This window comes from Erwinia sp. PME.40.26/001, from assembly GCF_055556675.1.
Genome location: NZ_JBVHNP010000001.1, coordinates 384,594 through 411,319, shown reverse-complemented (window position 1 = coordinate 411,319; position 26,726 = coordinate 384,594). Strand labels below are relative to the sequence as shown.

The following is a 26,726-nucleotide window of genomic DNA, read 5'->3' as shown; positions in this document are numbered from 1 at the left end:
GTTGTGGTCAGGGCTGCAATGCCGGATAATAGACCGCTTTCACTATTTTTCAGGCGTATCAATGACCGAATACCTGCTTCTTTTTATTGGCACCGTGCTGGTGAATAACTTCGTGTTAGTGAAGTTTCTCGGCCTGTGTCCCTTTATGGGCGTTTCCAAAAAACTGGAAACGGCAATTGGCATGGGACTCGCCACGACGTTTGTCATTACGCTCGCCTCGATCTGTGCGTGGCTGGTTAACCATCTGATCCTGCTGCCGCTGGATCTGGTTTACCTGCGCACCATGGCCTATATTCTGGTGATTGCCGTCGTCGTGCAGTTCACCGAGATGGTCGTGCGTAAAACCAGTCCCGACCTCTATCGCCTGCTGGGCATCTTTTTGCCGCTGATCACCACTAACTGTGCGGTGCTTGGCGTGCCGCTGTTAAGCGTCAACCTTAACCATACGTTCCTGCAGGCCGCGCTTTACGGCTTCAGTGCTTCACTCGGCTTCTCGCTGGTGATGGTGCTGTTTGCCGGTATTCGTGAACGTCTGGTGCTGGCCGATGTTCCCGCGCCGTTTAAAGGGTCGTCGATTGCGCTGGTGACCGCCGGCCTGATGGCGCTGGCCTTTATGGGCTTTACCGGACTGGTCAAGTTCTGATGAGTGCTATCTGGATTGCCGTTGCCGTTTTAAGTGTGCTCAGCCTGATTTTTGGTGGGCTGTTGGGCTATGCCTCCCGCCGGTTTAAGGTAGAAGAAGATCCGATCGTTGAGCAGATTGACGCTATCCTGCCGCAGAGCCAGTGTGGGCAGTGCGGCTATCCCGGCTGCCGCCCGTATGCGGATGCCGTCGGCAATAACGGCGAGATGATCAATAAATGTGCCCCCGGTGGCGAACAGACCATGCTCAAGCTGGCGGCGCTACTTAACGTTGATCCGCAGCCGCTGGGCGACGAACTGCCGGGTGAACCCGAGCGTAAGGTCGCCTGGATTGACGAAGCCAACTGTATTGGCTGCACCAAATGTATTCAGGCCTGCCCGGTGGATGCTATCGTCGGCGCCACGCGTGCGATGCACACGGTACTCAGCGATGTCTGTACCGGCTGCGATCTGTGCGTTGCCCCCTGCCCGACCGACTGCATTGAGATGCGCCCGGTTGCCCCCACTACTGCCAACTGGAAATGGGACCTGAACACCATTCCGGTCCGGGTCATTCCTGTAGATAGCCATGTTTAACCTGCTTAATTTCTTAAAAAAAGACCGCCTCTGGGATTTTAAAGGGGGGATCCACCCGCCTGAAATGAAAACCCAGTCAAACGGTACGCCGCTGCGTGAACTGCCGCTGCCAGCCCAGTTTATTCTGCCCCTGAAGCAGCATATCGGCCCGGAAGGCGAACTGGCCGTGCGTCCGGGAGATCGCGTTCTCCGTGGTCAGCCGCTGACCTTTGGCAGTGGCCGGATGCTGCCGATCCACGCGCCCAGCTCCGGCACGGTGACAAAAATTGCGCCACATATGACAGCCCATCCCTCGGCCCTGGCCGAGATGTGCCTGTTTATTACGCCGGACGGTGACGATCGCTGGGTTGAGAAGCACCCCCTGCAGGATTATCGCCGCGTTGAGCGAAGTGAACTGGTGGAGAAAGTCCATCAGGCTGGCGTCGCAGGCCTGGGCGGGGCCGGTTTCCCCACCGCCAGCAAGCTGAAAGGTGGCCTGCACGGCGTGAATACGCTGATTATTAACGCAGCAGAGTGCGAACCTTACATCACAGCCGATGACCGCTTAATGCAGGACTGCGCACGGGAAGTGCTGGAGGGCAGCCGCATTCTGGCGTTTATCCTGCAGGCAGACCAGGTACTCATCGGCATTGAGGACAATAAGCCGCAGGCGATTGCCGCGCTGAAACAGGCGCTGGGCAGCGATACTGACCTGCAGATCCGCGTGATCCCCACCAAATACCCGTCGGGCGGGGCCAAACAGCTGACCAAAATTCTCACCGGTAAGGAAGTGCCGCACGGCGGTCGTTCAACCGATATCGGCGTGCTGATGCAGAACGTCGGCACGGCATTTGCCGTTAAGCGTGCCGTAATTGATGGCGAAGCGCTGACCGAACGCGTTGTCACCCTCACCGGGGGGGCCGTGGCCCGGCCCGGAAACGTCTGGGCGCGCCTGGGCACGCCGATCAGCCATCTGCTGCAGCAGGCTGAATTTACCCCCGGTGCGGAACAAATGGTGGTGATGGGCGGCCCGCTGATGGGCTTTACCCTGCCGACGCTGGATGTGCCGGTGGTGAAAATCACCAACTGCATTCTGGCCCCCGCCGCCAGTGAGATGGGACAGGACGAGCCGGAACAGAGCTGCATCCGCTGCAGTGCCTGTGCGGATGTCTGTCCGGCCGCCCTGCTTCCCCAGCAGCTTTACTGGTACAGCCGGGGCGGCGATCACGACAAGGCGCGTGAACACAATATTGCCGACTGCATTGAGTGCGGTGCCTGCGCCTATGTCTGCCCGAGTAATATTCCCCTGGTGCAGTACTACCGTCGTGAGAAAGCCGAAATCCAGGCTATCGATCTTGAAGCGGAACGCACCGCACTGGCTAAAGCGCGCTTTGAAGCGCGCCAGCTGCGCCTTGAGCGCGAGAAAGCAGCACGCGAAGCGAAACATCAACAGGCAAAACGCAGCGTCGCGTCAAGCGACGCTGATGCGATTGCTGCGGCACGTGAAAGAGTAAAAGCGAAGCAGGTGGATCCGTCAGCCGCAGAAACCACCGATCGCGCCCTCAGACAGGCGGAGCGTGAAGCCCGCCAGGCAGAAGCGCGCGTGCATCAGGCCGAGCAGCAGGCGGTGAATGAACCTGTTACCCGACAGACCACCGACCCGCGTCAGGCGGCGGTGGAAGCTGCCATCGCCCGCGCCAAAGCGAAGAAAGCCGCGCAGGCCAGCGCCAGCGCACCGGACGAAACCAACGCGACGCCTGCCGAACCGCCGGTCGACGCCCGCAAGGCGGCGGTGGAGGCTGCCATCGCCCGCGCTAAAGCGAAGAAAGCCGCGCAGGCCAGCGCCAGCGCACCGGACGAAACCAACGTGACGCCTGCCGAACCGCCGGTCGACGCCCGCAAGGCGGCGGTGGAGGCTGCCATTGCCCGCGCCAAAGCGAAGAAAGCCGCTCAGGCCAGCGCCAGCGCACCGGACGAAACCAACGTGACGCCTGCTGAACCGCCGGTCGACGCCCGCAAGGCGGCGGTGGAGGCTGCCATCGCCCGCGCCAAAGCGAAAAAGGCCGCGCAGCGGCAGGAAACCGACGATCATAACGACGAAGCGCCAGCCGCTTCCGACGACGCACGTAAAGCAGCGGTGGCCGCGGCCATTGCGCGCGTTAAAGCGCGTAAATCGCAGCAGCCTTCAGCTCAAGAGGATTAAATGGCTTTTCGCATTGCAAGTTCACCTTACACGCACAACCGCCGCAGCACCGGCACCATTATGCTGCTGGTGCTGATTGCCGCCGTGCCCGGCATGGCAGCGCAGTGGTACTATTTTGGCTGGGGTAATCTGATCCAGGTGCTGATTGCCGCCGTGGCGGCCGTGGGCGCGGAGGCTGCTATTCTGCGGCTGCGTAAGCTACCGCTGGCGGAGACACTTAAGGACAACTCCGCGCTGCTCACCGCCCTGCTGCTCGGCATCAGCATCCCCTCACTTGCCCCGTGGTGGTTAGTGGTGATCGGGACGCTGTTTGCGGTGATTATTTCAAAACACCTCTACGGTGGCCTGGGGCAAAACCCGTTCAACCCGGCGATGGTGGGGTATGTTGTCCTGCTGATCTCCTTCCCGGTGCAGATGACCAGCTGGCTGCCGCCAGACAGTTTGCAGGGCATCACGCCCGGCTTCGGCGATACCCTGAGCATGATTTTCCATTTCCATACGCTGGATGGCCACACCATGCAGCAGCTGCAGGTAGGCATTGACGGCATCAGCCAGGCAACGCCGCTGGATAACTTCAAAACCGGCCTGCGTGCCGGGCACAGCGCGGAGCAGCTGCTGGCACAGCCGATCTACGGCGGCGTGCTGGCCGGGCTGGGCTGGCAGTGGGTGAACGTGGGTTTTCTGCTGGGTGGAGCCTTCCTGCTAATAACCCGCAGTATTCGCTGGCATATCCCGGTCAGCATGCTTGTTTCCCTGGCATTCTGCGCCACGCTGGGCTGGCTTTTCTCGCCGCAGAGTTTAGTGTCGCCGGTGATCCATTTACTCTCCGGGGCAACTATGTTGGGTGCATTCTTCATCGCCACCGATCCGGTAACCGCCTCCACGACCAATAAAGGACGCCTGCTTTACGGTGGACTGATTGGCCTGCTGGTCTGGCTGATCCGCAGCTTTGGCGGCTACCCGGATGGCGTGGCGTTTGCCGTGCTGCTGGCTAACATCTGCGTACCCCTGATTGACTACTACACGCAGCCGCGCGTCTACGGCCACCGGAAGGAAAAATAATGCTGGATGCCATTCGTAAAAACGGCGTCACACTGGCCGTTTTCGCCGCCATCACCACCGGTCTGACGGCAGTGGTTAATACCGTGACCAAACCGACCATTGCTCACCAGACCGCGCTTCAGCAAAAAGTCCTGCTGGACCAGGTGGTGCCGCCGGAGCTGTACGATAACGCCATTCAGCAGGAGTGCTACCTGGTCAGCAACCCCGCGCTGGGTAACGGCAGTCCTCATCGCCTCTACCTGGCACGTAAAGGGGATAAGCCGGTGGCCGTGGCGATGGAAACGACGGCCCCTGACGGCTATTCGGGGAATATTCAGATGATCGTGGGGGCCAGCTTTACCGGTACGGTATACGGCACCCGCGTGGTGGAACATCACGAAACCCCCGGCCTGGGCGATAAAATTGATCTGCGCGTTTCTGACTGGATCAACAGCTTCAACGGTAAGCGGGTCGCCGGCCCTGACGACAGACAGTTTGCGGTGAAGAAAGACGGCGGCGAATTTGATCAGTTTACCGGGGCCACCATTACCCCGCGTGCGGTGGTGAATGCGGTGAAGCGCACAACGCTGTATATTGAAACCTTACCGGGGCAGCTGTCCTCGCTGCCAACCTGTGGAGATGACAATGAGTGAAGCAAAAACCCTGCTGGTCGGCGGGCTGTGGAAGAATAACTCCGCGCTGGTGCAGCTGTTGGGGCTCTGCCCGCTGCTGGCGGTGACATCAACCGCCACTAATGCCCTGGGCCTGGGGCTGGCCACCACGCTGGTACTGACCTGTACTAACAGCGCTATCTCACTGTCGCGCCGCTGGGTGCCGTCTGAAATCCGCATTCCTATTTATGTGATGATCATTGCCGCAGTGGTGAGCTGCGTGCAGATGCTGATCAATGCCTATGCCTACGGCCTGTACCAGTCACTCGGCATTTTTATTCCGCTCATTGTGACCAACTGTATCGTGGTCGGCCGTGCTGAAGCGGTGGCATCGAAAAACAGCTTACCGCTTTCGGCGCTGGACGGCATGGCCATCGGTCTGGGTGCCACCAGCGTGATGGTGGTACTGGGGGCGATTCGCGAAATTATTGGTAACGGCACGGTGTTTAACGGTGCCGATCTGCTGCTGGGTCCCTGGGCCAAAGCCATGCGTATTGAGGTGGTTCACTTTGACTCGCCGATGCTGCTGGCGATGCTGCCGCCCGGTGCCTTTATCGGGCTTGGGATGCTGCTGGCGGCCAAGTATCTGATTGATAATAAAATGAAACAACGTGCCGCGCTCAAAGCAGAAAGAGAGGCGCAGGCGCTACCGGACGGGAAAACAGGTGTATTGTGAATAAGGATAAACGTCAGGAGATTTTGATCCGCCTGCGGGACAATAACCCGCACCCCACGACGGAGCTGATGTTCACCTCGCCGTTCGAGCTGTTAATTTCCGTGCTGCTCTCCGCGCAGGCCACAGACGTCAGCGTCAATAAGGCGACGGCAAAGCTCTATCCCGTGGCCAATACGCCAGCGGCGCTGCTGGCGCTGGGTGTTGATGGGGTGAAAGCGTATATCAAGACAATCGGTCTGTTTAACAGCAAGGCGGAGAACGTGATTAAGACCTGCCGGATTCTGCTGGAACAGCACGGTGGTGAAGTGCCGGAAAGCCGTGAGGCGCTGGAAGCCCTGCCCGGCGTGGGGCGGAAAACCGCTAACGTGGTGCTGAACACCGCCTTTGGCTGGCCGACTATTGCCGTGGACACGCATATTTTTCGCGTCTGCAACCGTACCCGTTTTGCCCCAGGTAAGAACGTGGAACAGGTAGAGGAAAAACTGCTTAAAGTGGTGCCAAAAGAGTTTAAAGTTGACTGCCACCACTGGTTTATTCTGCACGGCCGCTACACCTGTATTGCACGTAAACCGCGCTGTGGCTCCTGCCTGATTGAAGATTTATGCGAATATGATGCTAAAGTAGATGAGTAGGCGCTAAGACACACCTGCACAAGCCCCTAAAAAAAATACTTTTATCCTCTTTATGACGGCACGTCGCGGTCATTATTCAGAATAGAGAGTTTGCTATGCAACATATCATTGAAGGTTTTCTTAACTTCCAGAAAGACATTTTCCCACACCAGAAAGAGTTATTCCGCAGCCTTGCGTCAAGTCAGAATCCTAAAGCGTTGTTTATCTCCTGCTCCGACAGCCGTCTGGTGCCAGAGCTGGTAACCCAGCAGGATCCGGGACAGCTCTTCGTGATCCGTAATGCCGGTAACATTGTTCCCTCCTTTGGCCCTGAGCCTGGCGGCGTTTCCGCCACCATCGAATACGCCGTAGTGGCACTGGGTGTGACGGATATTGTGATCTGTGGTCACTCTAACTGTGGCGCAATGAAGGCGATTGCCACCTGTCAGTGTCTTGACCCGATGCCCGCCGTCGCTCACTGGCTGCACTATGCGGACGCAGCAAAAGCCGTGGTCGATAAAAAGACTTACAGCAGCGAAGAGGAAAAAGTGAATGCGATGGTGCAGGAGAATGTCATTGCGCAGTTGAACAACATCAAAACCCACCCTTCCGTTGCGGTAGGCCTGCGCAACAATGCGCTGCGGCTGCATGGCTGGGTGTACGACATTGAAAGCGGGGCTATCCGGGCGCTGGATAAAGACACTAAAGAGTTTGTGCTGCTGTCAGAAAATCCAAACGTCTGCTTCGAATAGTTCTGCGATTACGGGGCGACCGAATAGGGTGGTCGCCACGACGTAACAGGAAATGGCAAAGGCTGACCTGACGTTCCGGTCAGCCCGCATGTCATTAACGACTTAACTGATAATACTCTGCTTCTGACAGCGGCAGCGGGGCTTTGCCACGGATCGCGTCAGAAATTTTCTCGGCAATCATCACCGTCGGGGCATTCAGGTTACCGGTGGTGATCTGCGGCATAATGGAGGCATCCACCACGCGCAGATTGTGCATTCCGTGGACGCGCCCTTCTGCATCGACAACGGCCATCTCATCCGTCCCCATGGCACAGCTGCCGCACGGGTGATAGGCGGTTTCCGCATGTTCGCGGATAAACGCATCAATCTCTTCATCGCTCTGCACGTTAATACCCGGCTGTAGCTCCTCACCGCAGTACTCTGCCAGCGCAGGCTGACGCATGATTTCACGCGTCAGACGCACCGCATTACGGAACTCGACCCAGTCACGCTCTTCAGACATATAGTTGAAGAAGATCGACGGTGCGGCGTACGGGTGTTTAGAGGTCAGCTTGATGCGCCCCCGGCTCATGGAGCGCATCGGCCCCACGTGTGCCTGGAAACCGTGCTGTTTAACCGGGCTGCTGCCGTTGTAGTTGATCGCCACCGGCAGGAAGTGATACTGCAAATCCGGCCAGTCGGGCTGGTCATCGCTGCGGATAAATCCACCGGCTTCGAACTGGTTGCTGGCACCGACGCCGGTTCCGTTGAACAGCCACTCGGCACCAATAGCCGGCTGGTTCCACCACTGCAGGGCTGGATACAGGCTGACCGGCTTCTTACAGCCGTACTGCATATACACTTCCAGGTGATCCTGCAGGTTACGGCCTACGCCCGGCAGCGCGTGAACAACATCAATATCCAGCTCGCGCAGCCACTCTTCCGGGCCTACGCCGGAACGCTGCAGGATCTGCGGCGAGTTAATGGCTCCGGCACACAGTAGCACTTCGCGACGTGCCTGAGCTTCTTCCTGCCGCCCATTGCACAGCCAGGTGACCCCGGTCGCTGTTTTACCCTCAAACAGAATACGGTCGGTCTGCGCGTGGGTGACAATAGTCAGGTTCTGACGCTGCTTTGCCACATCCAGATAGCCGCGTGCGGTGCTGGAGCGCCGGCCTTTCGCCGTCACCGTGCGATCCATCGGGCCAAAACCGTCCTGACGGTAGCCATTCAGGTCGTCGGTTTCGTGGTGTCCGGCCTGTTTCGCCGCATCAATAAAGGCACGATACAGCGGGTTATTGCCCGCTTTCGGCGTGGTCACGCTGAGATAACCTTCCCCGCCGTGCCAGTCGTTTTCGCCAATGTCCCGTTTTTCCGCGCGACGGAAATACGGCAGGCAGTTCAGGTAGGACCAGTTTTCCAGACCCGGCTTGCTCGCCCAGTTATCATAATCCATCGCATTGCCGCGAATGTAGCACATGCCGTTGATCAGCGAAGAACCGCCCAGCCCTTTCCCCCGACCGCACTCCATGCGACGGTTGTCCATATGCGGCTCTGGATCGGTTTCAAATGCCCAGTTGTAACGTTTACCCTGGAGTGGATACGCCAAAGCGGCTGGCATTTGGGTACGGAAGTCCCAGCGGTGGTCTTTACCGCCTGCTTCCAGTAACAGTACCGATACGTCAGCATCCTCAGTCAGTCGGGTTGCCAGCACGTTGCCTGCGGAGCCCGCCCCAATAATAATATAGTCAAATGTCTGCATTAAACCTCCGGAAAAACTGCCGCGACGCGGACGCCGCGGCGAAAAATCAGAATGCGGATGGATAGTCGCCCATCTCGATCAGAACAGATTTCGTTCTGGTGTAGTGATGCAGTGTTTCCAGGCCGTTTTCACGCCCGACGCCGGACTGCTTATACCCGCCCACCGGCATCGGTGCCGGCGATTCGCCCCAGCTGTTGACCCAGCAGATACCGGCTTCGAGCTGATGGATCACCCGATGTGCGCGGTTCAGTGACGTCGTGAACACGCCAGCGGCCAGGCCATACTCGGTGTCGTTGGCGCGGCGGATCACTTCGTCTTCATCGTCAAAGACCAGGATGCTCATCACCGGACCAAAAATCTCTTCCTGCACGATACGCATGTCGTCAGTGCAGTCAGTGAATACCGTTGGCTCAACGTAGCAGCCTTTGGCCAGTGGGCCTTCGGTGATGCGTGAACCGCCTGCCAGCAGGCGCGCGCCTTCCTGTTTACCGATCTCCAGGTAAGAGACAACTTTCTGGCAGTGCTCTTCGCTGACCAGTGGGCCAAAGTTCACAGCCGGGTCGGTCGGGTCGCCACAGTGAATGCCGGCCATTTTTTCCTGCAGGCGCTGTTCAAAGGCGGCCAGCAGCGAACGCTGAACAAAGACGCGCGTACCGTTGGTACAGACCTGGCCGCTGCTGTAGAAGTTCGCCATCATCGCACCATCGACTGCCCGTTCCAGATCGGCATCGTCAAACACCACCAGCGGGGACTTTCCGCCCAGCTCCATGGTCACAGACTTCAGGTTCGCCAGGGCCGCATCGGCCATCACGCGCTTACCCGTATTCACTTCGCCAGTAAAGGAGACTTTAGCAATGCCGCCATGCTGGCTCAGGCCCTGACCGACAGCACCCGCACCCTGAACCACGTTAAACACGCCGTCCGGCAGGCCGGCCTCCGTAAAGATTTTAGCCAGCTCCAGCACGCTCAGCGGCGTCACCTCGCTCGGCTTAAAGATCATCGCGTTACCCGTCGCCAGCGCCGGAGCGCTTTTCCACATCGCAATTTGGATCGGATAGTTCCAGGCACCGATGCCCGCGCAGACGCCCAGTGGTTCGCGGCGGGTATAGACCAGTGCGGTATCACGCAGTGGAATCGACTCCCCTTCTACGGCGACGGCCAGACCGGCGTAATACTCCAGAACATCGGCCCCGGTGACGATATCAACCGCAGAGGTTTCACTGATCGGTTTACCCGTGTCCGCCGTTTCCAGCTCTGCCAGCGCCTGATTGCGCTCACGCAGCAGGGCAACCGCTTTCAGCAGTACGCGGCTGCGCTCAACCGGCGTATAGCTGCGCCAGATGCGCTGTCCGGCCTGGGCAGAGGCGACGGCATCATCAATATCCTGCTGGCTGGCAGCGGTGATTTCAGCCAGCACCTCGCCATTGGCAGGATTGATGGTGGTGAACAGTTCGCCATTACCCGGCACTTCGCGTCCGTTGATGTATAAACCGTGGCGTTTCATATCGGCCATGTCTCCTCCTTACAGGGGGTGGGTGCGCTGTTCAGCCACAGCGCAAGATTTTGATAACAAAGCGTGCGGGCCTGATCCAGGCCCTGCTCCATCGGCTGCGGGGCCAGCGTCATACGCAGCCACACGCCGTCGATCACTGCCGCAAGGCTTGCGCCGGCGGCCCGGGCCTGATGCTCAGGCAGAACACGACGGAAATGTACCGTCAGATTGGAATAAAGGCGGCGGTCATTCATCCGCTGCAGGCGGTGCAGATTAGGCTGATGCAGGCTGTTAGCCCAGAATACCAGCCAGGTCTTCAGCACCGGTGCGGCTATCTGCGTGACATCAAAATTCGCATCGATGATAGCCCGGATCTGTGCGGCCGGGTCAGGCGTCGCTTTATGCCGGTGATGCTCTAATGCTACATAGAGATCGGACATAATCTGTCGCATACAGGCGTCAAGCAGGCCGTGTTTGTCACCAAAATAGTGACTGACAATTCCGGTAGAAACGCCGGCCTCTTTCGCTATCACTGCCAGACTGGCCTCTGCCAGACCAACCCGGTCAATCACGGTCAGCGTTGCGTTAATCAGCTGCGCCTGACGAATCGCCTTCATTCCTATTTTTGGCATCGCTTCATTGGTTTTAGCTATTGAATGAGACCTATTGTAGTGTTTTTATATTGAACGTTCAATCAATAAAAAATAAAGACGCTAAAACCGTTTGTTTACAACGAGAATTATCAACCTTTATGTGATTTTAATCACATAAAGCGCTTTTATCTGCATTCACTGCGCCTGAAGCCCGGTAAAAACCTGATAAATCACTACATTTCCTAGAATAGGCAGCTCATACAACTAACAAATTAACAAAAACCAGAATTTACAGTCGCATTGCAACAGGTCAGGATGATCATCCTCATTCCGTGCAATTTCGCCACAATGTTAAATATATTTATCTTCATAATGATGAATAAATAGCATCCATCACTACAACTTCAGCAAAACCCTGCTGTTAAGGCTGTTATTGCCGCTGACAGCGATATTGAAAAAATGCTTGCCTCAGCGCCGACAATCAGCGAAATTATTCGGCGTTTTTCCCTTTCTTATAACTATAAGGTGAGCGCACGTCCCGCGTTACGCCGACTTATTTCCTGTCTCGAAACAGGTCCTGAATTCAGAGGTACTAGTGTCAACTGCAAACAAAAAACCAGAGGCCGCAAGCCTCAACGCGTTTAAGCAACCCCGGTCGTTTTATCTGATCTTCTCCATTGAGTTATGGGAGCGTTTCGGTTATTACGGTCTGCAGGGGATCATGGCCGTCTACCTGGTGAAAATGCTGGGAATGTCAGAAGCGCAGTCGATCACGCTGTTCGCCTCTTTCAGCGCACTGGTCTATGGCCTGGTGGCCGTTGGTGGCTGGCTCGGTGATAAGGTGCTGGGTACTAAGCGCGTGATCGTGCTGGGTACTCTGGTGCTGGCGCTGGGTTATGCCCTGGTGGCCTGGTCAGGTCATGATGTCAGTCTGGTCTACATCGGTATGGCTACCATTGCGGTGGGTAACGGCCTGTTCAAGGCAAACCCTTCCTCGCTGCTGTCGACCTGTTACGATAAAGATGACCCGCGCCTCGACGGTGCGTTCACCATGTATTACATGGCGATCAACATCGGTTCCTTCTTCTCAATGCTGGCCACCCCGTGGCTGGCGGCAGAATTTGGCTGGAGCACCGCTTTTGCCCTGTCATTCGTCGGGATGCTGATCACCCTGGTGAACTTTATGTTCTTCCGCAAATGGGTCAAAAACCACGGTTCTAAAGCAGACTTTGCCCCGCTGAATATTGGCAAACTGCTGGCAACGCTGGCCGGGATTGTGGTGATGATTACCCTGGCCACCTGGCTGCTGCACAATCAGGATATTGCGCGTCTGGTGCTGGCGGTGATCGCCATCGGTATCGTGCTGGTATTCGCCAAAGAGACCTTTGCCCTGCAGGGCCACGCGCGCCGCAAGATGATTGTGGCCTTTGTGCTGATGGTGCAGGCGATTGTGTTCTTCGTGCTTTATATGCAGATGCCCACCTCCCTGAACTTCTTCGCTATCCGTAACGTTGAACACAGTATTCTGGGCATTACCTTCCAGCCCGAGCAGTTCCAGGCGCTGAACCCGTTCTGGATCATGATTTTCAGCCCGCTGCTGGCCGCGCTGTACAACAAGATGGGCGACCGCCTGCCGATGCCACATAAGTTTGCGCTGGGCATGCTGCTGTGTTCTGGCGCGTTCCTCGTGCTGCCGCTGGGCGCGTCACTGGCGAATCAGCTGGGTATCGTGTCGGTCAGCTGGCTGATCCTCAGCTACGCGCTGCAGAGCGTCGGTGAGCTGATGATTTCCGGTCTGGGCCTGGCCATGGTGGCCCAGCTGGTTCCCCAGCGCCTGATGGGCTTTATTATGGGCTCATGGTTCCTCACCACGGCAGGTGCTGCGATGGTGGCCGGTAAGGTGGCGAATCTGATGGCCGTCCCGGAAAATATTACCGATCCGCTGCAGTCCCTGCACGTTTATGGTGATGTGTTCCTGAAAATTGGTATTGTCACCGGCGTGATCGCCGTCCTGATGATGCTGACGGCACCGCTGCTGAACCGGATGACGCAGGGCGAAACCGCTGCGCCGGAGAAAGCCAGCGTCTGACCGCTGAAGGCAGGATGAAGAAAAGGGCGACAGTGATGTCGCCCTTTTTTTATTATGCGGAGACAGAACGCGCGCTGTCGGCATATTCTACGGCGCTCCCGGCGGCGGGAAGCAGCTGCCGCAGCCGCAGGATGCGCTGTGGTTCCACGGTCCAGTAACGCTCGGCCCGCCCTTTTCCGGCGGGCTGCCAGACGATTTCAGCCTGCCCCTGGATATGCAGTGCTGCCCCCTGATGAAAGTCCATAATCAGCAGCGCACAGCGAGGCTCAAGCAGCAGATTTCCCAGGGTATTCATGTAGCGATTTCCCGCATAATCCGGGATATACAGCTTTCCGTCCCTGAGTGCAATAAAGCCCGGCATTCCTCCCCGGTGGGAGAGATCTGCCCCACCCGCCTCCTGCTGGCGGGGCGCATAGCTGGCCACAAAGAAGGTGTCGGCAGCAGCGATCAGGTAGCGGGCATCCGCATCCAGAACCGTGAGCGGCTCCACCTGCACCTCACGGCGGCGCGCCTCTGACGGCAGTAAACGCCGCTGAATATACTGCGGGCAGTTGCCAAAGCTCTCCTGCACACGCAGCACCACCCGATCGTCAGTGATGGCATCCACCACTCCGTTGATCCGGTTACGGCGGCGGCTGGCCAGGTCGATGCCCAACCCGCCTACCGCCATGCCCGGCCGGAGTGCTGGCAGCCAGGGTAGCGCATCTGTAGCCTCACGCCGCAGGCAGAGGTCATGTGCATTCGGGGTGACTAACAGCCCTGGCCCGCCGTGGATCAGGCCGGCTACCGGATAGCCACTGTCATCCAGCACGCCAAGATAAAACGTCTCCAGCCCCTGGAAAAACAGGCGGTGCTGCACCGGCATCTGTGGATAAACCGCGGCGTTTACCCCCGTATAGCCCGCCTGCTGCTGCGCCAGCCTTTCCCCCGGATGAAACATGTTATCCCTCCGCAGGCAGCGGCAGCGGCGGCAGCGCGACAAACCCCGGCAGGGCTTCAACCTGCCGCAGCCAGGCACGGACTGCCGGCCAGGCCTGCAGGCTTATGCCTCCCTCCGGCGCACAGGCAACGTAAGCGTAGCAGGCCACGTCGGCAAGCGTTGCCCGCTGCCCCACCAGCCACTGACGATCGCTGAGGTGTGATGCCAGCTGGGGTAAAAATTTCATCGCCACATCGTGAGCGCTGGCATAGTTTTCTGCCGCGTTGAACTGCCTGATCAGGCGCGCAGACGCCACGCCATAGCGGATTTCCCCTGCCGCTTTAGCCAGCCACTGATGAACCTGAACCTCTTCCGTCAGATCCTGCGGCAGCCAGCCGCTGTCCGGCGCATAGCGCTTCACCAGCCAGATCAGAATGGCATTGCTGTCGCCAATCACCGTGCCGTTATCCACCAGTACCGGCACCTGACCGAGCGGATTCAGCGCCAGAAAATCAGGACTTTTTCTCAGGGTGGCATCGGCCTCGACCCAGTCGGCATCCAGCCCCAGCAGGCTGAGTAGCAGCCGCACCCGGTGGACGTGCCCGGACAGCCCGGTACCATACAACGTTAATGAAGACATTTTTACCTCCTGTTTTTTAGCCAGCTTACTCTTGCTGAAAACGAGGTAAACTGGCAAAAATAGCAATTCATAATTTCAATTACTGGAATAATCATGGACAGGCTGGATGAGATGGCGGTTTTTGTGGCGATTGTGCAACAGGGGAGCCTCGCCGCCGCCGCACGAGCGCTGCGGCGTTCTCCCCCCGCCATTACCCGCGCGCTGACGGCGCTGGAAAGTCGCCTCGGAGTGGTGCTGGTCGAACGCACTACCCGTCGGCTTTCGCCTACTCCCGCCGGACTGGCACTGTTTGAGCGTGCAAAGAGCCTGCTGGAGGATTACCAGCAGGCCATGCTGACGACCACGCGCAATACGCTCAGCGGTAAAGTGCGCCTGACCGCGCCGGTGCAGTTTGGCCGCTTGCATATCGCCCCGCTGGTGTTGACGTTTCTCGAGCGGTTCCCGGATATTGAGATTGAGCTGCTCCTCAGCGATAGCTATCAGGATCTGATTGAGCAGGGGCTGGATATGGCGGTGCGCATCGGCCTGCTGCGTGATTCATCGCTGGTGGCCTCTGAGGTCGGCCAGGTTTACCGCACGCTGGTCGCCAGCCCGGCCTACCTCAAGCGGCACGGTTACCCGCAGAGCCCCGCCATGCTCACACAGCATCATCTTATTGCCGGCAGTACCCCCAGCGTACAGAGAGAGTGGCGCTTTGGTTCAGATGTGCAGCAGGAAAGGGTGCGCTTTACGCCAAGACTGAGCGTGAACGAAGTGGAAACACAGCTGATTGCCGCCCGCGCCGGTCAGGGCATCACGCGACTGCTCTCCTATCAGGTCTGTGATGACCTGCAGCGGGGAACACTGTGCGAAGTGCTGACAGATTATCGCCCACCTCCGGTCCCGATCCAGCTGGTCGCGCAGAACGTGAAATATATGCCGGCAAAAGTACGGGCATTCTGGGATCTCGCCCGCGCCACCCTGCCTCAGCTGGACGGCCTGCGGGGGCAGAGTTTGCGCCCGGTTAAATAACCGGCAAAAAACCTGTTCCGACTGGCGCAGTCGCGCTGACTTTTCCAGCCCGGGGCAGTAAGCTAAAGACACTGTCAGTCCATGTAAGGAGCGAGCAATGAAGCTGTTCTGTAAACCGGGTGCCTGTTCACTGTCACCCCATATTGTCCTGCGCGAATGCGGTTTTGATTTCACCCTGGTGACCGTTGATACCCAATCGAAGAAGACAGAACAGGGTGAAGACTACCTGCTGATTAACCCTAAGGGACAGGTGCCTGCACTGCTGCTGGATGATGGCTCGGTGCTGACCGAAGGGGTGGCGATTGTGCAGTACCTCGCCGATCTGAAGCCAGACCGCCAGCTTCTGGCCCCTTCCGGTAGCCTGACCCGTTACCATACCCTGGAGTGGCTCAACTTTATCGCGACGGAGTTGCACAAAGGGTTCAGCCCGCTGTTTCGTCCCACGACCCCGGAGGAATACAAGACGCTGGCCAGGGCACAGCTTGAGCAGAAGTTCCACTACGTGAATACCGAATTAAAAGAGAAGCAGTGGCTGATGGGGCTGCGCTTTACCGTCGCGGATGCCTATCTCTTTACGGTGACGCGCTGGGCACACAGCCTGAAGCTGAACCTGAGTGAATTCGAAGCGTTACATGCCTGGTTTGAACGGGTCGCTGCGCGTCCGGCGGTGACGGCAGCGCTGAGTGCGGAAGGACTCAACTGAGGGGCACGGGCAGGCCTGAAGCACACCTGCCCGTGATGATGTTAACTGACCACTTCTGCGGTGAAATGCTGTTGCGGTTCAGCAATGGCCTGCTGTGCCGCCACCAGCTGCAATTCATATTCACCCATCTGATGGGTTTTAAGCATCACTTCATACACAGCGGCAGTGACGTGTTCCAGCGCCTGCTGCAGCGACAGCCCGTGCAACAGATCGACCAGCAGCAGACCGCTGGTCAGGTCGCCCACGCCCACCGGCTGGCGCACGCCAAAGTCGATCAGCGGGCGCGCAATATGCCAGGCCTCGTCCGCCGTCACCAACAGCATCTCAAAGCGATCGCTGCGATAGCCCGCACGGGCAAGGTGTTTGATCAGCACCACTTTCGGCCCTTTGGCAATCAGTTCGCGCGCGGCGGCCACCGCCTGCGCCACGTCGCCCACCTGCCGACCGCTAAGCATTTCCAGCTCCAGCAGGTTTGGCGCAATGATGTCACTGGCCGGTAAGGATGCGTGGGTATGAAACTCTGCCACGCCGGGCGCCACGATACAGCCCTTTTCAGGGTGACCCATTACCGGGTCGCAGAAATACCAGGCATCCGGGTTAGCGGCTTTAACCATCCGCACGATCTCAAGGATCGCCTCCCCCTGCTCGGCCGACCCCAGATATCCGCTTAAAACCGCATCACAGGTTTTCAGGCGGTCAATATCCCCAATGCCCCGGGCGATCTCTGTCAGGTGGCTGGCCGGCATCACCGCACCGGCCCACTGACCGTACTGCGTATGGTTAGAAAACTGAACGGTATTCAGCGGCCAGACGTTTGCGCCCAGACGGCGCATTGGGAACTCTGCCGCACTGTTTCCGGCATGGCCAAACACCGTATGGGACTGGATGGAGAGAATGTTTTTCATCGTGCTGAGCGACCTTCCTTGCCATGAAAAAAGCCGGCGTTAACCGGCTCCGTGACGGGGCTTACCTCGCCCGATTTTTTTATTTCCAGCTGATTAAGCTGTAGTTCTTTTTACCACGGCGCAGCAGCGTATATTTGCCATACAGGCGATCGCCGTCGCTGAACGCATATTCTGCATCAGTTTGCAGGCTACCGTTAATGCTGACCGATTTGGCGTCGATCAGCTTACGTGCCTGGCCGCGGGAAGGTGCCAGCTCAGAATCGACCAGCGCCTGCTGCAGATCCTGACCGCTTTCCAGCTCAACGCCCGGCATCCCGTCCTGCGCCAGCTGGGCCAGATCCTGTTCGGTCAGTTCGCTCAGCGCCCCCGAGAACAGGCTCTGAGTGATGCGCTGTGCCGCCACCAGACCGTCGTCGCCGTGAACCAGTCGCGTGACCATTTCGGCCAGGACATACTGCGCGCGCGGCGCTTTTCCACTGTTTTTGTCTTCCTCTTCCAGCGCATTGATCTCGTCCAGGCTCAGGAAGGTGAAAAACTTGAGGAAGCGGTAAACATCCGCATCAGCGGTATTGATCCAGAACTGATAGAACTTGTAAGGGCTGGTTTTTTTCGCGTCCAGCCAGACTGCGCCGCCTTCGGTTTTACCAAACTTAGTGCCGTCAGATTTGGTGATCAGCGGAACGGTCAGGCCAAATACCTGGTTCTGATGCATACGGCGCGTCAGGTCAATACCGGAGGTAATGTTACCCCACTGGTCGGAACCGCCAATCTGCAGAACGACGTCGTGACGCTCATTCAGGCAGGCGAAGTCATACCCCTGCAGCAGATTGTAAGAAAACTCAGTAAAGGAGATCCCCTGATCGTCACGATTCAGGCGCTGCTTGACCGCTTCCTTATTAATCATCTGGTTAACCGAGAAATGCTTGCCAATATCACGCAGGAAGGTCAGGACGTTCATGCTGCCAAACCAGTCGTAGTTATTGGCCGCTATGGCACTGTTGCTGCCACAGTCGAAATCGAGGAATGGGGCCACCTGGTGACGAATTTTTTCAACCCATTCATTCACGGTATCGCTGGTGTTCAGCTTGCGTTCGGCCGCTTTAAAGCTCGGGTCACCGATGAGTCCCGTCGCGCCACCGACTAAAGCCACTGGCTTGTGTCCGGCATCCTGAAAACGTTTCAGGCAGAGTAACGGCACCAGATGCCCCAAGTGCAAGCTGTCGGCAGTCGGATCGAAGCCACAATAGAGAGCGATTGGGCCCTGCGCCAGCCGTTCTGCTAACGCCTCTTCATCCGTTACCTGGGCGACAAGGCCCCGCTCTTGCAATTGTTTGATCAGGTTACTGCTGGCCATCTAAGACTCCATGTGAAAAGTCTGCACCTATGCTGGTACACAGCTTTCCGCTGAAACGCGGAGAAAAAATAAGGGGTATAGAATAAAGGGCCGGACCGCTCCGATCCAGCCATTCACGGCATTATTTCCTGAATCAGGGTGCCAGACGATCAATTTCCCATGCGTCACCTTCACGCTGGTAGAAAAAACGATCGTGCAGGCGGTGCGCGCCACCCTGCCAGAACTCCATGGCGTCCACTTTCACCCGGAATCCCCCCCAGAAACTCGGCAGCGGAATTTCACCCTGCTGGAACTTCTGCTTAAGCTCAAGGAATTTGCCTTCAAGAATGCCGCGTGCCGAGATGCGGCTGGACTGTTTCGATACCCAGGCCCCCAGCTGACTGTCACGCGGACGGCTGTGGAAGTATTTCAGTACCTCCAGCGTAGAGAGGCGCTCAACGCTGCCCAGCACCATGACCTGGCGCTCCAGCATATGCCACGGGAACAACAGGCTGATACGGGGATTGGCCTCCAGCTGCCGGGCTTTACGGCTGCCAAGATTGGTGTAAAACACCAGGCCCTGCGAGTCGAAATGCTTCAACAGCACAATACGTTGATAGGGCTGCCCCTGTTCATCCACCGTTGCCACGCTCATAGCGGTCGGGTCAGGTAACTGTGCCTCAACCGCCTGGTTGAGCCAGTGTTCAAATAATGTCAGGGGGTCAGCGGGAAGATCCTTACGGCGCAGGCCGCCCCGGGTATATTCACGCCGCAGGTGGGCAATTTGTTGCAGGTGGTCGCTGTCTGTCATCGCTCTGGCTTCTGATGGGTGGGGATAAGGCATTGTGCGCCGTACCCCACAATTGTTCAATGGGTTAACTCGCTGGCTGCCGGAGCTGACAGTCGTTGATGATGACCTTGTCATTGCGTTCAATAAAGGCGCTGTCACCTTTCGACCAGAATACATAATGGCCATCCCCATAACGCGCGCCGGACGCCGCTGGAAGCTGCTTCAGCACCAGCGGCTGCCCGTCGAGGATCAGGTTCACTTCACTTTTACTGTTATCCAACTTAACCGTTAATGGCAGCGTGCCACAGGTGTAGTGCAGTGTACTGACCTGCTCTTCGGGTGCCGTCTGAAAATGGCTGCATCCTGTCAATGCCACCATCATTCCTGCGATATACCACTTTTTCATTGTTCATTCCTTGTGAGTTACCTGAAGTCTGACAAGGGTAAAACGTCATTTCAGGGGATGCAATCAGCGCACCGGACGATTTGCCGGGAATATTGCCCCGATCACGCTGGCCTCACGCGCACCCGTCACCGAGGGGAGATTGCCCGGTAAACCACTCAACGTGCACCAGGCGAGCCAGGCAAACGCCAGCGCTTCCATATCGTCTCCGCTGATACCGGCCTTGTCGGTGCTCATCACTTCTGTTCCGGCCAGCAGTGCGGCCAGACGAGCCATCAGTTGAGGATTATGCGCACCTCCGCCGCACACCATGAGGCGATCGCAGCCGCCGCTGAGGTGTACCTGTTGCGCAATGGTGGTGGCCGTCAACTCTACCAGCGTGGCCTGAACATCCTGCGCCGGCAGGCCAGGCCAGGCGGACAGCTGTTGTTCCAGCCAGCTGAGATTGAAATATTCACGTCCGGTGCTTTTGGGCGCACTCAGTGCAAAGTAGGGATCGCTCAGCATCTGCTGAAGCAGTGGCATGATCACACTCCCCCCCGCACCCCATGCGCCGTCCTTATCATAGGGTTTGCCCTGCTGACGCCAGACCCAGGCATCCAGCAACATATTGCCTGGCCCGGTGTCAAAACCCCGCAGGGTCTGTCCGGGTAACAGCAGCGACAGGTTAGCAATTCCGCCAATATTGAGGACCATGCGGCGTTCTGTCGGATGCATCAGGACCGCGTGATGGAAAGCAGGCACCAGCGGTGCGCCCTGGCCCCCCAGCGCCATATCACGCCGACGAAAATCGCCCACCACGGTGATACCTGTGGCCGCCGCAATCTGATTATTATCCCCGATTTGCAGCGTATTCGGCGCATCCCCCTGCGGTTCATGCCAGACGGTCTGACCGTGGCAGCCAATTGCGATGATATCTTCCCCTGTCAGGCCCTGCTGTTTCAGCAGCGCCTGCACCGCGTCAGCAAACAGCCGCCCGAGTCGCGTGTCGAGCTGCCCCAGCGCTGACAGCGTCAGTGACTGCCCCTGGCAGATCGCCAGAATCTGCTGGCGAAGCGCCTGAGGAATGGGGTGACTGTAGCTGGCCTGCTGCGCCACCATCTGCTGATCGATCACGGCCAGCACCACATCAATGCCGTCGAGACTGGTGCCGGACATTACGCCAATAAATCGCCCTGATTTCATGCCTGTGCCTTATCCCCGCGGAGGGGTATCAATGTCATTGCGCCAGCCTGGCAAAATTACTCAGGCAATTCTATGATTTAGTAATCTTTTATTCACCCGTTAAACGAACCGGCACTTTTTGTTTGTGATTGAATCGACGTTTAAGTGGCATGCGCTATCTTTCTGCGGTGCTTTTTCAAACTAATAGTGAGTAACGCAGGGCTTGTGCCTTATAATAGCGTTATCGACCGCTGCCCAATGAGCAGCAGCACCTGCTACACATAGGAGTTTTAATGATGATTAAGCGTTTATTAGTCGTGGCACTTGCCGGGATAACGCTGGCTGGTTGTGTGAATGACAATACGCTGTCCGGTGATGTTTACAGCGCGTCCGAAGCCAAGCAGATCCAGACTGTGACCTACGGTACGCTGGTGTCTGTTCGTCCTGTGCAGATTCAGGGCGGCGATGACAGCAACGTCATCGGGGCGATTGGCGGTGCGGTGCTGGGGGGCTTCCTGGGTAACACCGTCGGCGGCGGCGCCGGACGCAGTCTGGCCACGGCAGCGGGTGCCGTTGCTGGTGGCGTAGCCGGTCAGGGTGTTCAGGGCTCTCTGAATAAGAGCCAGGGCGTGGAGCTGGAAATTCGTAAGGACGATGGTAATACCATCATGGTGGTACAGAAACAGGCTTCCAGCCGTTACGCTGTTGGCCAGCGCGTTGCCATGGCATCAAACGGCAGCCAGATCACCGTTTCCCCGCGTTAAGACGTCAAACCTCATGTAAAAAAACCGGCCTCTGTTGCCGGTTTTTTTATTCATCTCTGCCATGCAGCTCCAGAATATTTTTTTCCAAGCGGGCGATAAGGGTCACCATCTTGTCGATCTCAGGCTGCGAAATGCCAGCGAGGATATCGTCACGCGTCGCATCAATTACATGCTCGACCTGATTAATAATTGGCTCTGCCTGGGCGGTAAGGCCAATGCGCTTCGCGCGGCGGTCGTTAGCACAGGTGCTGCGGGTAATCAGTCCCTTCTCTTCCAGCTGATCGAGCGTACGCACCAGGGAAGGTTGTTCAATGCCAATCGCCTTGGCCAGCTGGATTTGTGACTGCTCCGGGGGTAGCTGGTGAATGTTATGCAGCGTCACCCAGTGGGTCTGCGTCAGTTCCAGCGGTTTTAATCTCTGATCAATTAATGCGCGCCAGATCCGCACAAGCCTTGCCAGGTCCGTTCCCAAAGGCGTATCCAATTTCCACTCCTTATAATTAGCTTGCTAGCTATCAAGCATGATTTTAGACTATTCTGCGAGTTTACAGGACAAAATACAAATCCATCCTCTGCGATGGCCGTATTCAGCTTGCCCTCGCCTGCCAGGCGTTGACCATAAGGATTGAGTGTGTGATAACGTCGATATTGCCTGCTACCAGCCCCATCACCGAACTGGTTTTTGGGGATTCCCTTTTTTTTCCACCGCTGTTCAAATCCGTTCTGCTTGGTTTTTTTTTCTGGCTGTTAATCCACCCGCTGCTGCGTGACTGGATGTACTCAGGTGAGATCTGGCACCCCACTCTATTAGACCTCTCCGTGTTCATTCTTTGTATCGCCGCCTCGCTGGGGCTGCTCACCATCGGGTAACGTCATGAAACTGAGCTCATTAAAGTACTTTTCTACGCTGATTTTTTTCACTGCCGCTCTCCTCGCAGGCTGGTGGCTGTGGAATTTCTATATGCAGTCCCCATGGACGCGGGACGGTAAAGTCCGCGCCGAGCTGGTTAATATCACGCCCCAGGTCTCCGGCCGTATCACCCGGTTGCTGGTGGAAGACAACCAGTTCGTGACCAAAGGCACCCATCTCTTCACCCTGGACGGTGAGCCGTACCGCATAGCTATCCTCAATGCAGAAGCTCAGCTGGCGAAGGCGCATTCAGACCTGATCAAGGCGCAGCATGAAGCACAACGCCGCCAGAATCTGCCGCGTAATGTCATTTCAGCCGAGGATCTGGATGTTGCCCTGCTGACGGTGAAGACGATGGAAGCCACGGAGAAAGCGGCGAAGGCCGCGCTGGATCGCGCACGCTGGGATCTCTCGCAGACCGATGTCTACGCCCCGACCGACGGCTGGATAAACAATCTGGAAACCCGCACAGGTAACTACGCCACGACCGGATCGCCCCTGTTTGCACTGGTCGACAGCCACTCCTTTTACGTCATGGGCTATTTTGAAGAGACGAAGTTGCGCCACATCCAGACGGGTGCGCGTGCCGATATCAAACTCTACAGCACTGACCAGCAGCTGTCCGGCACGGTACAGAGCATCGGCCGTGCCATTTACGATCAGAGCGTGGAGTCCGACAGCGGTCTGGTGCCGGATATCAAACCTAACGTTCCCTGGGTAAGGCTGGCACAGCGTGTGCCGGTGCGTATTCGTCTGGACCAGATTCCGGCAAATCTGACCCTGGTGGCCGGAACAACCTGCACGATTTCGGTTCGCCAGTGAGGGTCCGATGAATCTGAGCTGGCTGGAATGGCAGAACCTGCCGTGGATAAAAGCCACCGGCGCACAGTGGCGCTATGCCCTGCGGAATGCTATCGCCATGTGCCTGGCGCTGAGTATTGCCTACGGCCTGCAGCTGGATGAACCCTACTGGGCGATGACCTCTGCGGCTGTAGTCAGTTTTCCCACGGTCGGGGGGGTGATCAGTAAAAGTCTGGGACGCATCGTCGGCAGTATGCTCGGGGCCACTGCCGCCCTGATTATCGCCGGGCATACGCTGGACGAACCCTGGTTGTTTGTGGTCTCCATTGCCGCCTGGCTGGCCATGTGCACCTGGGTATCAAATCACTATCAGAACAACGTGGCTTATGCCTTCTCGCTGGCTGGCTATACCGCGGCGATTATTGCCTTCACCAGCGTCAACCAGGTGGAGATTGACAGTATCTGGACCATTGCGCAGGCGCGTGTCTGTGAAGTGATATCCGGCATCCTCTGTGGTGCTCTGATGATGATGATCCTGCCAAGCACCTCCGATGGCGATACGTTAATTCATTCCCTGAAGGAGATGAATACCAAACTCCTTCATCACGCTATGTTGCTGGTCAACCGCGAGGATACCGCGACCATTCGACACGCGCACGAAAATGTCATTGGTGAGATCCTCACCATGAACCTGCTGCGTATTCAGGCCTTCTGGAGCCATTATCGCTTTCGCCGTCAGAACAACGTGCTGAACTATATTCTACATCAGCAGCTGCGCCTGACCAGCGTGATCTCCAGCCTGCGCCGTATGTTACTCAACTGGGATAATCCGCCCGACCGCCTGTTCAGCATGACGCAGGAGCTGCTTGCGGCCATCGAACGCGGCGAGACGGATAAGTATTATCTGGCACGCATCCTTTATCGGGCAGCACCTGATGACAGGGCCGACTACCGGCATCGTGCCTTTTGGGAGCGTCTGCGCTATTTTTGCTGGCTTTATCTGAATATTGCCCGCTGGATACGGCAGTTTGAACGGGCAGATAATCAAACCTTTCTGGTGCCGCCCCCTGTTCCGGCGCTGGCGCGTCAGTCAGACGGTGCTGAATCTGGCTGGAACGCCCTGAGAACCTTTAGCGTGATCTTTGTCGGTTCTGCCTTCTGGGTCAGCACCCAGTGGGACGCCGGTGACTCGGCACTGACGCTGGCGGCGATCAGCTGCGTGCTCTACTCCTCCTCCCCCTCACCGGTCAGCAGCATCTCACTGCTGCTCAAGACGCTGGGGCTGCTGTCCCTGTTCAGCTTTGTGATGAAGTTTGCTTTTATGGTCCAGGTCACAGTGCTGTGGCAATTTCTTATTGTGCTCTTCCCCCTGATCATCACCCTGCAGCTCTTTAAATTACAGCAAAAGAAGCGTGCCGCCCTGTGGGGCCAGCTGATTGTCTTTATGGGGTCATTTTTGTCCGTCACCAATCCACCCACCTACGATTATCAGGGCTTTATCAATGATAATCTTGCCAAGGTCTGTGGGGTAATGTTTGTGTGGCTGGCCTTTATTATTTTACGTCCCAGCTCGGATAAACGTCGCAGCCGACGCCACATTATTGCCCTGCGCCGCGAGTTTATCGATCAGTTAGGCAGGCACCCACGCCACAGTCAGAATGCGTTTGAATCGATGGTTTATCATCGTATTAACCAGCTAAAAAACAGCCGTGACGAAAAGGCCCAGCTGTGGTTGATGCGCTGGGGTGTGGTGTTGCTTAACTGTTCACATATTGCCTGGACACTGCGTAACTGGAAAACGCCCTCGCCAGCGCTTGCCGACATGCGCGATGCGGTATTGCGCGATCTGCAAAGCATCATTAGCGATCGCGGCATTCATCATGTTTCCCTGAACGATACGCTGAAAACCCTGCAACAGCGTATTGACGTACTCAGTGAGGGAGGAAAGGAACAGGAAACCGAACTGGCCGGCATTATCTGGCGGCTGTTCTGTTCCCTGTCGCAGTTAAAAGTCGCCTCGGCTTAACGCCGCAATTACCCTCGCCACGGGCATTTCTGGCCGCCTGGCGAGGACATTTCAGCGGATTGACCTGCTATGGCACATCAAAACCGAGGGCGGCTTTGCGAATACGGAACCACTGCTGACGCGTAAGCGAGAGAGTCACCGCCCTGGCTGCCGCCCTGACCCGCTCGATTTTACCACTGCCAATAATGGGCAGCGGCTTAGAGGGCAGCTGCATTATCCAGGCATAGATCAGCTGTTCAATATTCTCAGCGCCGGTCTCCTGCTGGATCAACATCAGTTCATCACGCAAAGGCTGATATTCCGGGGCCGTCATCATTACGCCCCCCGCCAGACATGACCACGCCATCGGTCTTACTCGCATCTGCTGACACTGATCCAGCGTTCCGTCCAGTAACAATGGCTGATGTACAGGGGAAATCTCCACCTGATTAGTGACCAGCGTGAAAGGAAGACGCGACTGCAGTAGCGAAAACTGGGCGGGCGTAAAGTTAGACACGCCAAAATGTTTCACTTTGCCGCTCTGATGAAGCTGCAGAAAAGCGCTGGCGACTTCATCGGCATCCATTAAGGGATCGGGCCGGTGGATCAGAAGCAGGTCAAGATAGTCGGTGTGGAAATGGCGCAGAGAATTTTCAGCACTGTTGATGATGTGCGCGGCCTCGGTGATGTAATGGCCCAGCGCGTGGCGGGGATCGGCGGTGGTGGCAATACCGCACTTTGTCACCAGCTCAAGGCGCTGGCGCAGAGAGGGTTGCAGACGCAGGGCGTGACCAAACGCTTCTTCACACTGGTAGCCACCGTAAATATCCGCATGATCCACCGTACTGATGCCACACGCCAGGTGCTGCTCAATAAACTCAACCAGCTGCTGCGGGGTCATTCCCCACTCCATCAGCCGCCAGTACCCCATAACCAGCGGCGAGAAAAAAGGTCCCTGAGGGGCAATCTGTTCGCGTTGTAGCATCGTATAACTCCCGTTGGCAAAATCGCTGACGGCATAATACGCTATCTGCCCCCGGCAATAACAGGACAGGGAGACACTGCGGTTTAAAACAGTGTCGGCTGCAAGGGATCGTCAGAGGCATCAGCATTTTGCCCACGCTGCTGGCGCTGTATGCGCTGACGGCACAAACGCAGCACCTCACGCTTCTGTGCATCGCTATAGCTCATCCAGTTGAAACGTTCCTCACGGCTACGCAAACAGCCCCGGCAGTAGCCGCGCTCGTTAACCTGACAGATCCCCCGACAGGGACTGGGTACCGGGAAAAACTCTAATTGTTCAGCCACCACG

The 26,726-nt window shown here is 57.2% G+C and carries 28 protein-coding genes; 15 read left to right on the top strand and 13 right to left on the bottom strand.

All coding sequences use genetic code 11. The features are described 5' to 3' along the window. The first annotated feature begins 61 nt into the window (after positions 1–61). From rsxA to ACZ3HG_RS02215, 8 genes are all read left to right on the top strand, one after another. Positions 62–643 carry an electron transport complex subunit RsxA gene (gene rsxA, locus ACZ3HG_RS02250; protein WP_062743415.1) on the top strand — a complete coding sequence of 194 codons (582 nt, stop codon included), beginning with the start codon at positions 62–64 and terminating at the stop codon, positions 641–643. Continuing rightward, entirely contained in the window at positions 643–1,218 is a 576-nt protein-coding gene (rsxB, locus tag ACZ3HG_RS02245; protein WP_191932229.1) for an electron transport complex subunit RsxB, read from the top strand. The genes rsxA and rsxB overlap by 1 nt, the downstream gene beginning before the upstream one ends. Beyond that, positions 1,211–3,400: an electron transport complex subunit RsxC gene (gene rsxC / locus ACZ3HG_RS02240; protein WP_465331655.1), complete on the top strand. Its 2,190-nt coding sequence runs from the start codon at positions 1,211–1,213 to the stop codon at positions 3,398–3,400. The genes rsxB and rsxC overlap by 8 nt, the downstream gene beginning before the upstream one ends. Beyond that, positions 3,401–4,462 (top strand): electron transport complex subunit RsxD, encoded by a 1,062-nt coding sequence (rsxD, locus tag ACZ3HG_RS02235; RefSeq protein WP_191932227.1) that lies wholly within the window; start codon positions 3,401–3,403, stop codon positions 4,460–4,462. After that, a complete protein-coding gene (gene rsxG / locus ACZ3HG_RS02230; protein ID WP_465331652.1) occupies positions 4,462–5,094 on the top strand; it encodes an electron transport complex subunit RsxG in 633 nt (210 codons plus the stop codon). The genes rsxD and rsxG overlap by 1 nt, the downstream gene beginning before the upstream one ends. Further along, positions 5,087–5,788: an electron transport complex subunit E gene (locus ACZ3HG_RS02225; RefSeq protein ID WP_191932225.1), complete on the top strand. Its 702-nt coding sequence runs from the start codon at positions 5,087–5,089 to the stop codon at positions 5,786–5,788. Before rsxG ends, ACZ3HG_RS02225 begins: the two co-directional genes overlap by 8 nt. Further along, a complete protein-coding gene (nth, locus tag ACZ3HG_RS02220) occupies positions 5,785–6,420 on the top strand; it encodes an endonuclease III (RefSeq protein WP_191932224.1) in 636 nt (211 codons plus the stop codon). Before ACZ3HG_RS02225 ends, nth begins: the two co-directional genes overlap by 4 nt. A gap of 95 nt (positions 6,421–6,515) precedes the next feature. Next, positions 6,516–7,151, top strand: a complete 636-nt coding sequence (locus ACZ3HG_RS02215; protein ID WP_191932223.1) for a carbonic anhydrase — start codon at positions 6,516–6,518, stop codon at positions 7,149–7,151. Between the two features lie 94 nt (positions 7,152–7,245). On the opposite strand, the gene betA is transcribed toward ACZ3HG_RS02215, so the two are convergent. From betA to betI, 3 genes are read right to left on the bottom strand one after another with little or no spacing between them, the layout of a single operon-like run. Next, on the bottom strand, positions 7,246–8,892 hold the full coding sequence (gene betA, locus ACZ3HG_RS02210) for a choline dehydrogenase (RefSeq protein WP_191932222.1): 1,647 nt from the start codon (positions 8,890–8,892) through the stop codon (positions 7,246–7,248). Positions 8,893–8,938: 46 nt separating this feature from the next. Next, positions 8,939–10,396, bottom strand: a complete 1,458-nt coding sequence (gene betB / locus ACZ3HG_RS02205; protein WP_191933080.1) for a betaine-aldehyde dehydrogenase — start codon at positions 10,394–10,396, stop codon at positions 8,939–8,941. Next, the gene (gene betI, locus ACZ3HG_RS02200) at positions 10,393–11,016 is read right to left on the bottom strand and encodes a transcriptional regulator BetI (RefSeq protein WP_191932221.1); all 624 of its coding nucleotides are present in this window, start codon (positions 11,014–11,016) and stop codon (positions 10,393–10,395) included. The genes betB and betI overlap by 4 nt, the downstream gene beginning before the upstream one ends. 556 nt (positions 11,017–11,572) lie before the next feature. Here betI and dtpA point away from each other — a divergent pair. Next, complete coding sequence (dtpA, locus tag ACZ3HG_RS02195; RefSeq protein WP_191932220.1) at positions 11,573–13,066, top strand: dipeptide/tripeptide permease DtpA; 1,494 nt, start codon at positions 11,573–11,575, stop codon at positions 13,064–13,066. Positions 13,067–13,118: 52 nt separating this feature from the next. On the opposite strand, the gene ACZ3HG_RS02190 is transcribed toward dtpA, so the two are convergent. Continuing rightward, a complete protein-coding gene (locus tag ACZ3HG_RS02190; RefSeq protein WP_191935959.1) occupies positions 13,119–14,006 on the bottom strand; it encodes a pyridoxamine 5'-phosphate oxidase family protein in 888 nt (295 codons plus the stop codon). Position 14,007: 1 nt separating this feature from the next. Then, positions 14,008–14,625, bottom strand: coding sequence for a glutathione S-transferase (locus ACZ3HG_RS02185; RefSeq protein WP_191932218.1), 618 nt, complete (start codon positions 14,623–14,625; stop codon positions 14,008–14,010). A 93-nt stretch (positions 14,626–14,718) separates the two neighbouring features. On the opposite strand from ACZ3HG_RS02185, the gene ACZ3HG_RS02180 reads away from it, so the two are divergent. Next, positions 14,719–15,636, top strand: coding sequence for a LysR family transcriptional regulator (locus tag ACZ3HG_RS02180; RefSeq protein WP_465331647.1), 918 nt, complete (start codon positions 14,719–14,721; stop codon positions 15,634–15,636). Between the two features lie 97 nt (positions 15,637–15,733). Beyond that, on the top strand, positions 15,734–16,339 hold the full coding sequence (gene gstA, locus ACZ3HG_RS02175; RefSeq protein ID WP_191932216.1) for a glutathione transferase GstA: 606 nt from the start codon (positions 15,734–15,736) through the stop codon (positions 16,337–16,339). A gap of 41 nt (positions 16,340–16,380) precedes the next feature. On the opposite strand, the gene pdxY is transcribed toward gstA, so the two are convergent. The 5 genes from pdxY to anmK all read right to left on the bottom strand — a co-directional run bounded on the left by pdxY (position 16,381) and on the right by anmK (position 20,955). Beyond that, complete coding sequence (gene pdxY / locus ACZ3HG_RS02170; RefSeq protein ID WP_191932215.1) at positions 16,381–17,244, bottom strand: pyridoxal kinase PdxY; 864 nt, start codon at positions 17,242–17,244, stop codon at positions 16,381–16,383. A gap of 79 nt (positions 17,245–17,323) precedes the next feature. Next, positions 17,324–18,598, bottom strand: coding sequence for a tyrosine--tRNA ligase (gene tyrS / locus ACZ3HG_RS02165; RefSeq protein ID WP_465331644.1), 1,275 nt, complete (start codon positions 18,596–18,598; stop codon positions 17,324–17,326). A 133-nt stretch (positions 18,599–18,731) separates the two neighbouring features. After that, positions 18,732–19,388 (bottom strand): pyridoxamine 5'-phosphate oxidase, encoded by a 657-nt coding sequence (gene pdxH / locus ACZ3HG_RS02160; RefSeq protein ID WP_191932213.1) that lies wholly within the window; start codon positions 19,386–19,388, stop codon positions 18,732–18,734. 64 nt (positions 19,389–19,452) lie between these two features. After that, a complete protein-coding gene (locus ACZ3HG_RS02155; protein WP_191932212.1) occupies positions 19,453–19,773 on the bottom strand; it encodes an MliC family protein in 321 nt (106 codons plus the stop codon). Positions 19,774–19,836: 63 nt separating this feature from the next. Then, a complete protein-coding gene (gene anmK, locus ACZ3HG_RS02150; RefSeq protein WP_191932211.1) occupies positions 19,837–20,955 on the bottom strand; it encodes an anhydro-N-acetylmuramic acid kinase in 1,119 nt (372 codons plus the stop codon). A gap of 275 nt (positions 20,956–21,230) precedes the next feature. Between anmK and slyB the strand changes: the two genes are divergently transcribed. Continuing rightward, positions 21,231–21,698 carry an outer membrane lipoprotein SlyB gene (slyB, locus tag ACZ3HG_RS02145; RefSeq protein ID WP_191933079.1) on the top strand — a complete coding sequence of 156 codons (468 nt, stop codon included), beginning with the start codon at positions 21,231–21,233 and terminating at the stop codon, positions 21,696–21,698. A gap of 46 nt (positions 21,699–21,744) precedes the next feature. Here the strand turns inward: slyB and slyA are convergent, their stop codons facing one another. Further along, a complete protein-coding gene (slyA, locus tag ACZ3HG_RS02140; RefSeq protein ID WP_465331641.1) occupies positions 21,745–22,182 on the bottom strand; it encodes a transcriptional regulator SlyA in 438 nt (145 codons plus the stop codon). A gap of 149 nt (positions 22,183–22,331) precedes the next feature. On the opposite strand from slyA, the gene ACZ3HG_RS02135 reads away from it, so the two are divergent. From ACZ3HG_RS02135 to ACZ3HG_RS02125, 3 genes are read left to right on the top strand one after another with little or no spacing between them, the layout of a single operon-like run. Further along, complete coding sequence (locus tag ACZ3HG_RS02135) at positions 22,332–22,568, top strand: DUF1656 domain-containing protein (protein ID WP_191932210.1); 237 nt, start codon at positions 22,332–22,334, stop codon at positions 22,566–22,568. Positions 22,569–22,572: 4 nt separating this feature from the next. Continuing rightward, a complete protein-coding gene (locus ACZ3HG_RS02130) occupies positions 22,573–23,430 on the top strand; it encodes an efflux RND transporter periplasmic adaptor subunit (RefSeq protein ID WP_465331639.1) in 858 nt (285 codons plus the stop codon). Positions 23,431–23,437: 7 nt separating this feature from the next. After that, positions 23,438–25,435, top strand: a complete 1,998-nt coding sequence (locus tag ACZ3HG_RS02125; RefSeq protein ID WP_465331637.1) for an FUSC family protein — start codon at positions 23,438–23,440, stop codon at positions 25,433–25,435. 67 nt (positions 25,436–25,502) lie between these two features. Here ACZ3HG_RS02125 and ACZ3HG_RS02120 read toward each other — a convergent pair whose 3' ends face one another. Both ACZ3HG_RS02120 and ACZ3HG_RS02115 read right to left on the bottom strand, forming a co-directional pair. Next, positions 25,503–26,399 carry an aldo/keto reductase gene (locus tag ACZ3HG_RS02120; protein ID WP_191932207.1) on the bottom strand — a complete coding sequence of 299 codons (897 nt, stop codon included), beginning with the start codon at positions 26,397–26,399 and terminating at the stop codon, positions 25,503–25,505. Positions 26,400–26,482: 83 nt separating this feature from the next. After that, the gene (locus ACZ3HG_RS02115; RefSeq protein WP_191932206.1) at positions 26,483–26,725 is read right to left on the bottom strand and encodes a DUF1289 domain-containing protein; all 243 of its coding nucleotides are present in this window, start codon (positions 26,723–26,725) and stop codon (positions 26,483–26,485) included. Position 26,726: the final 1 nt, after the last annotated feature.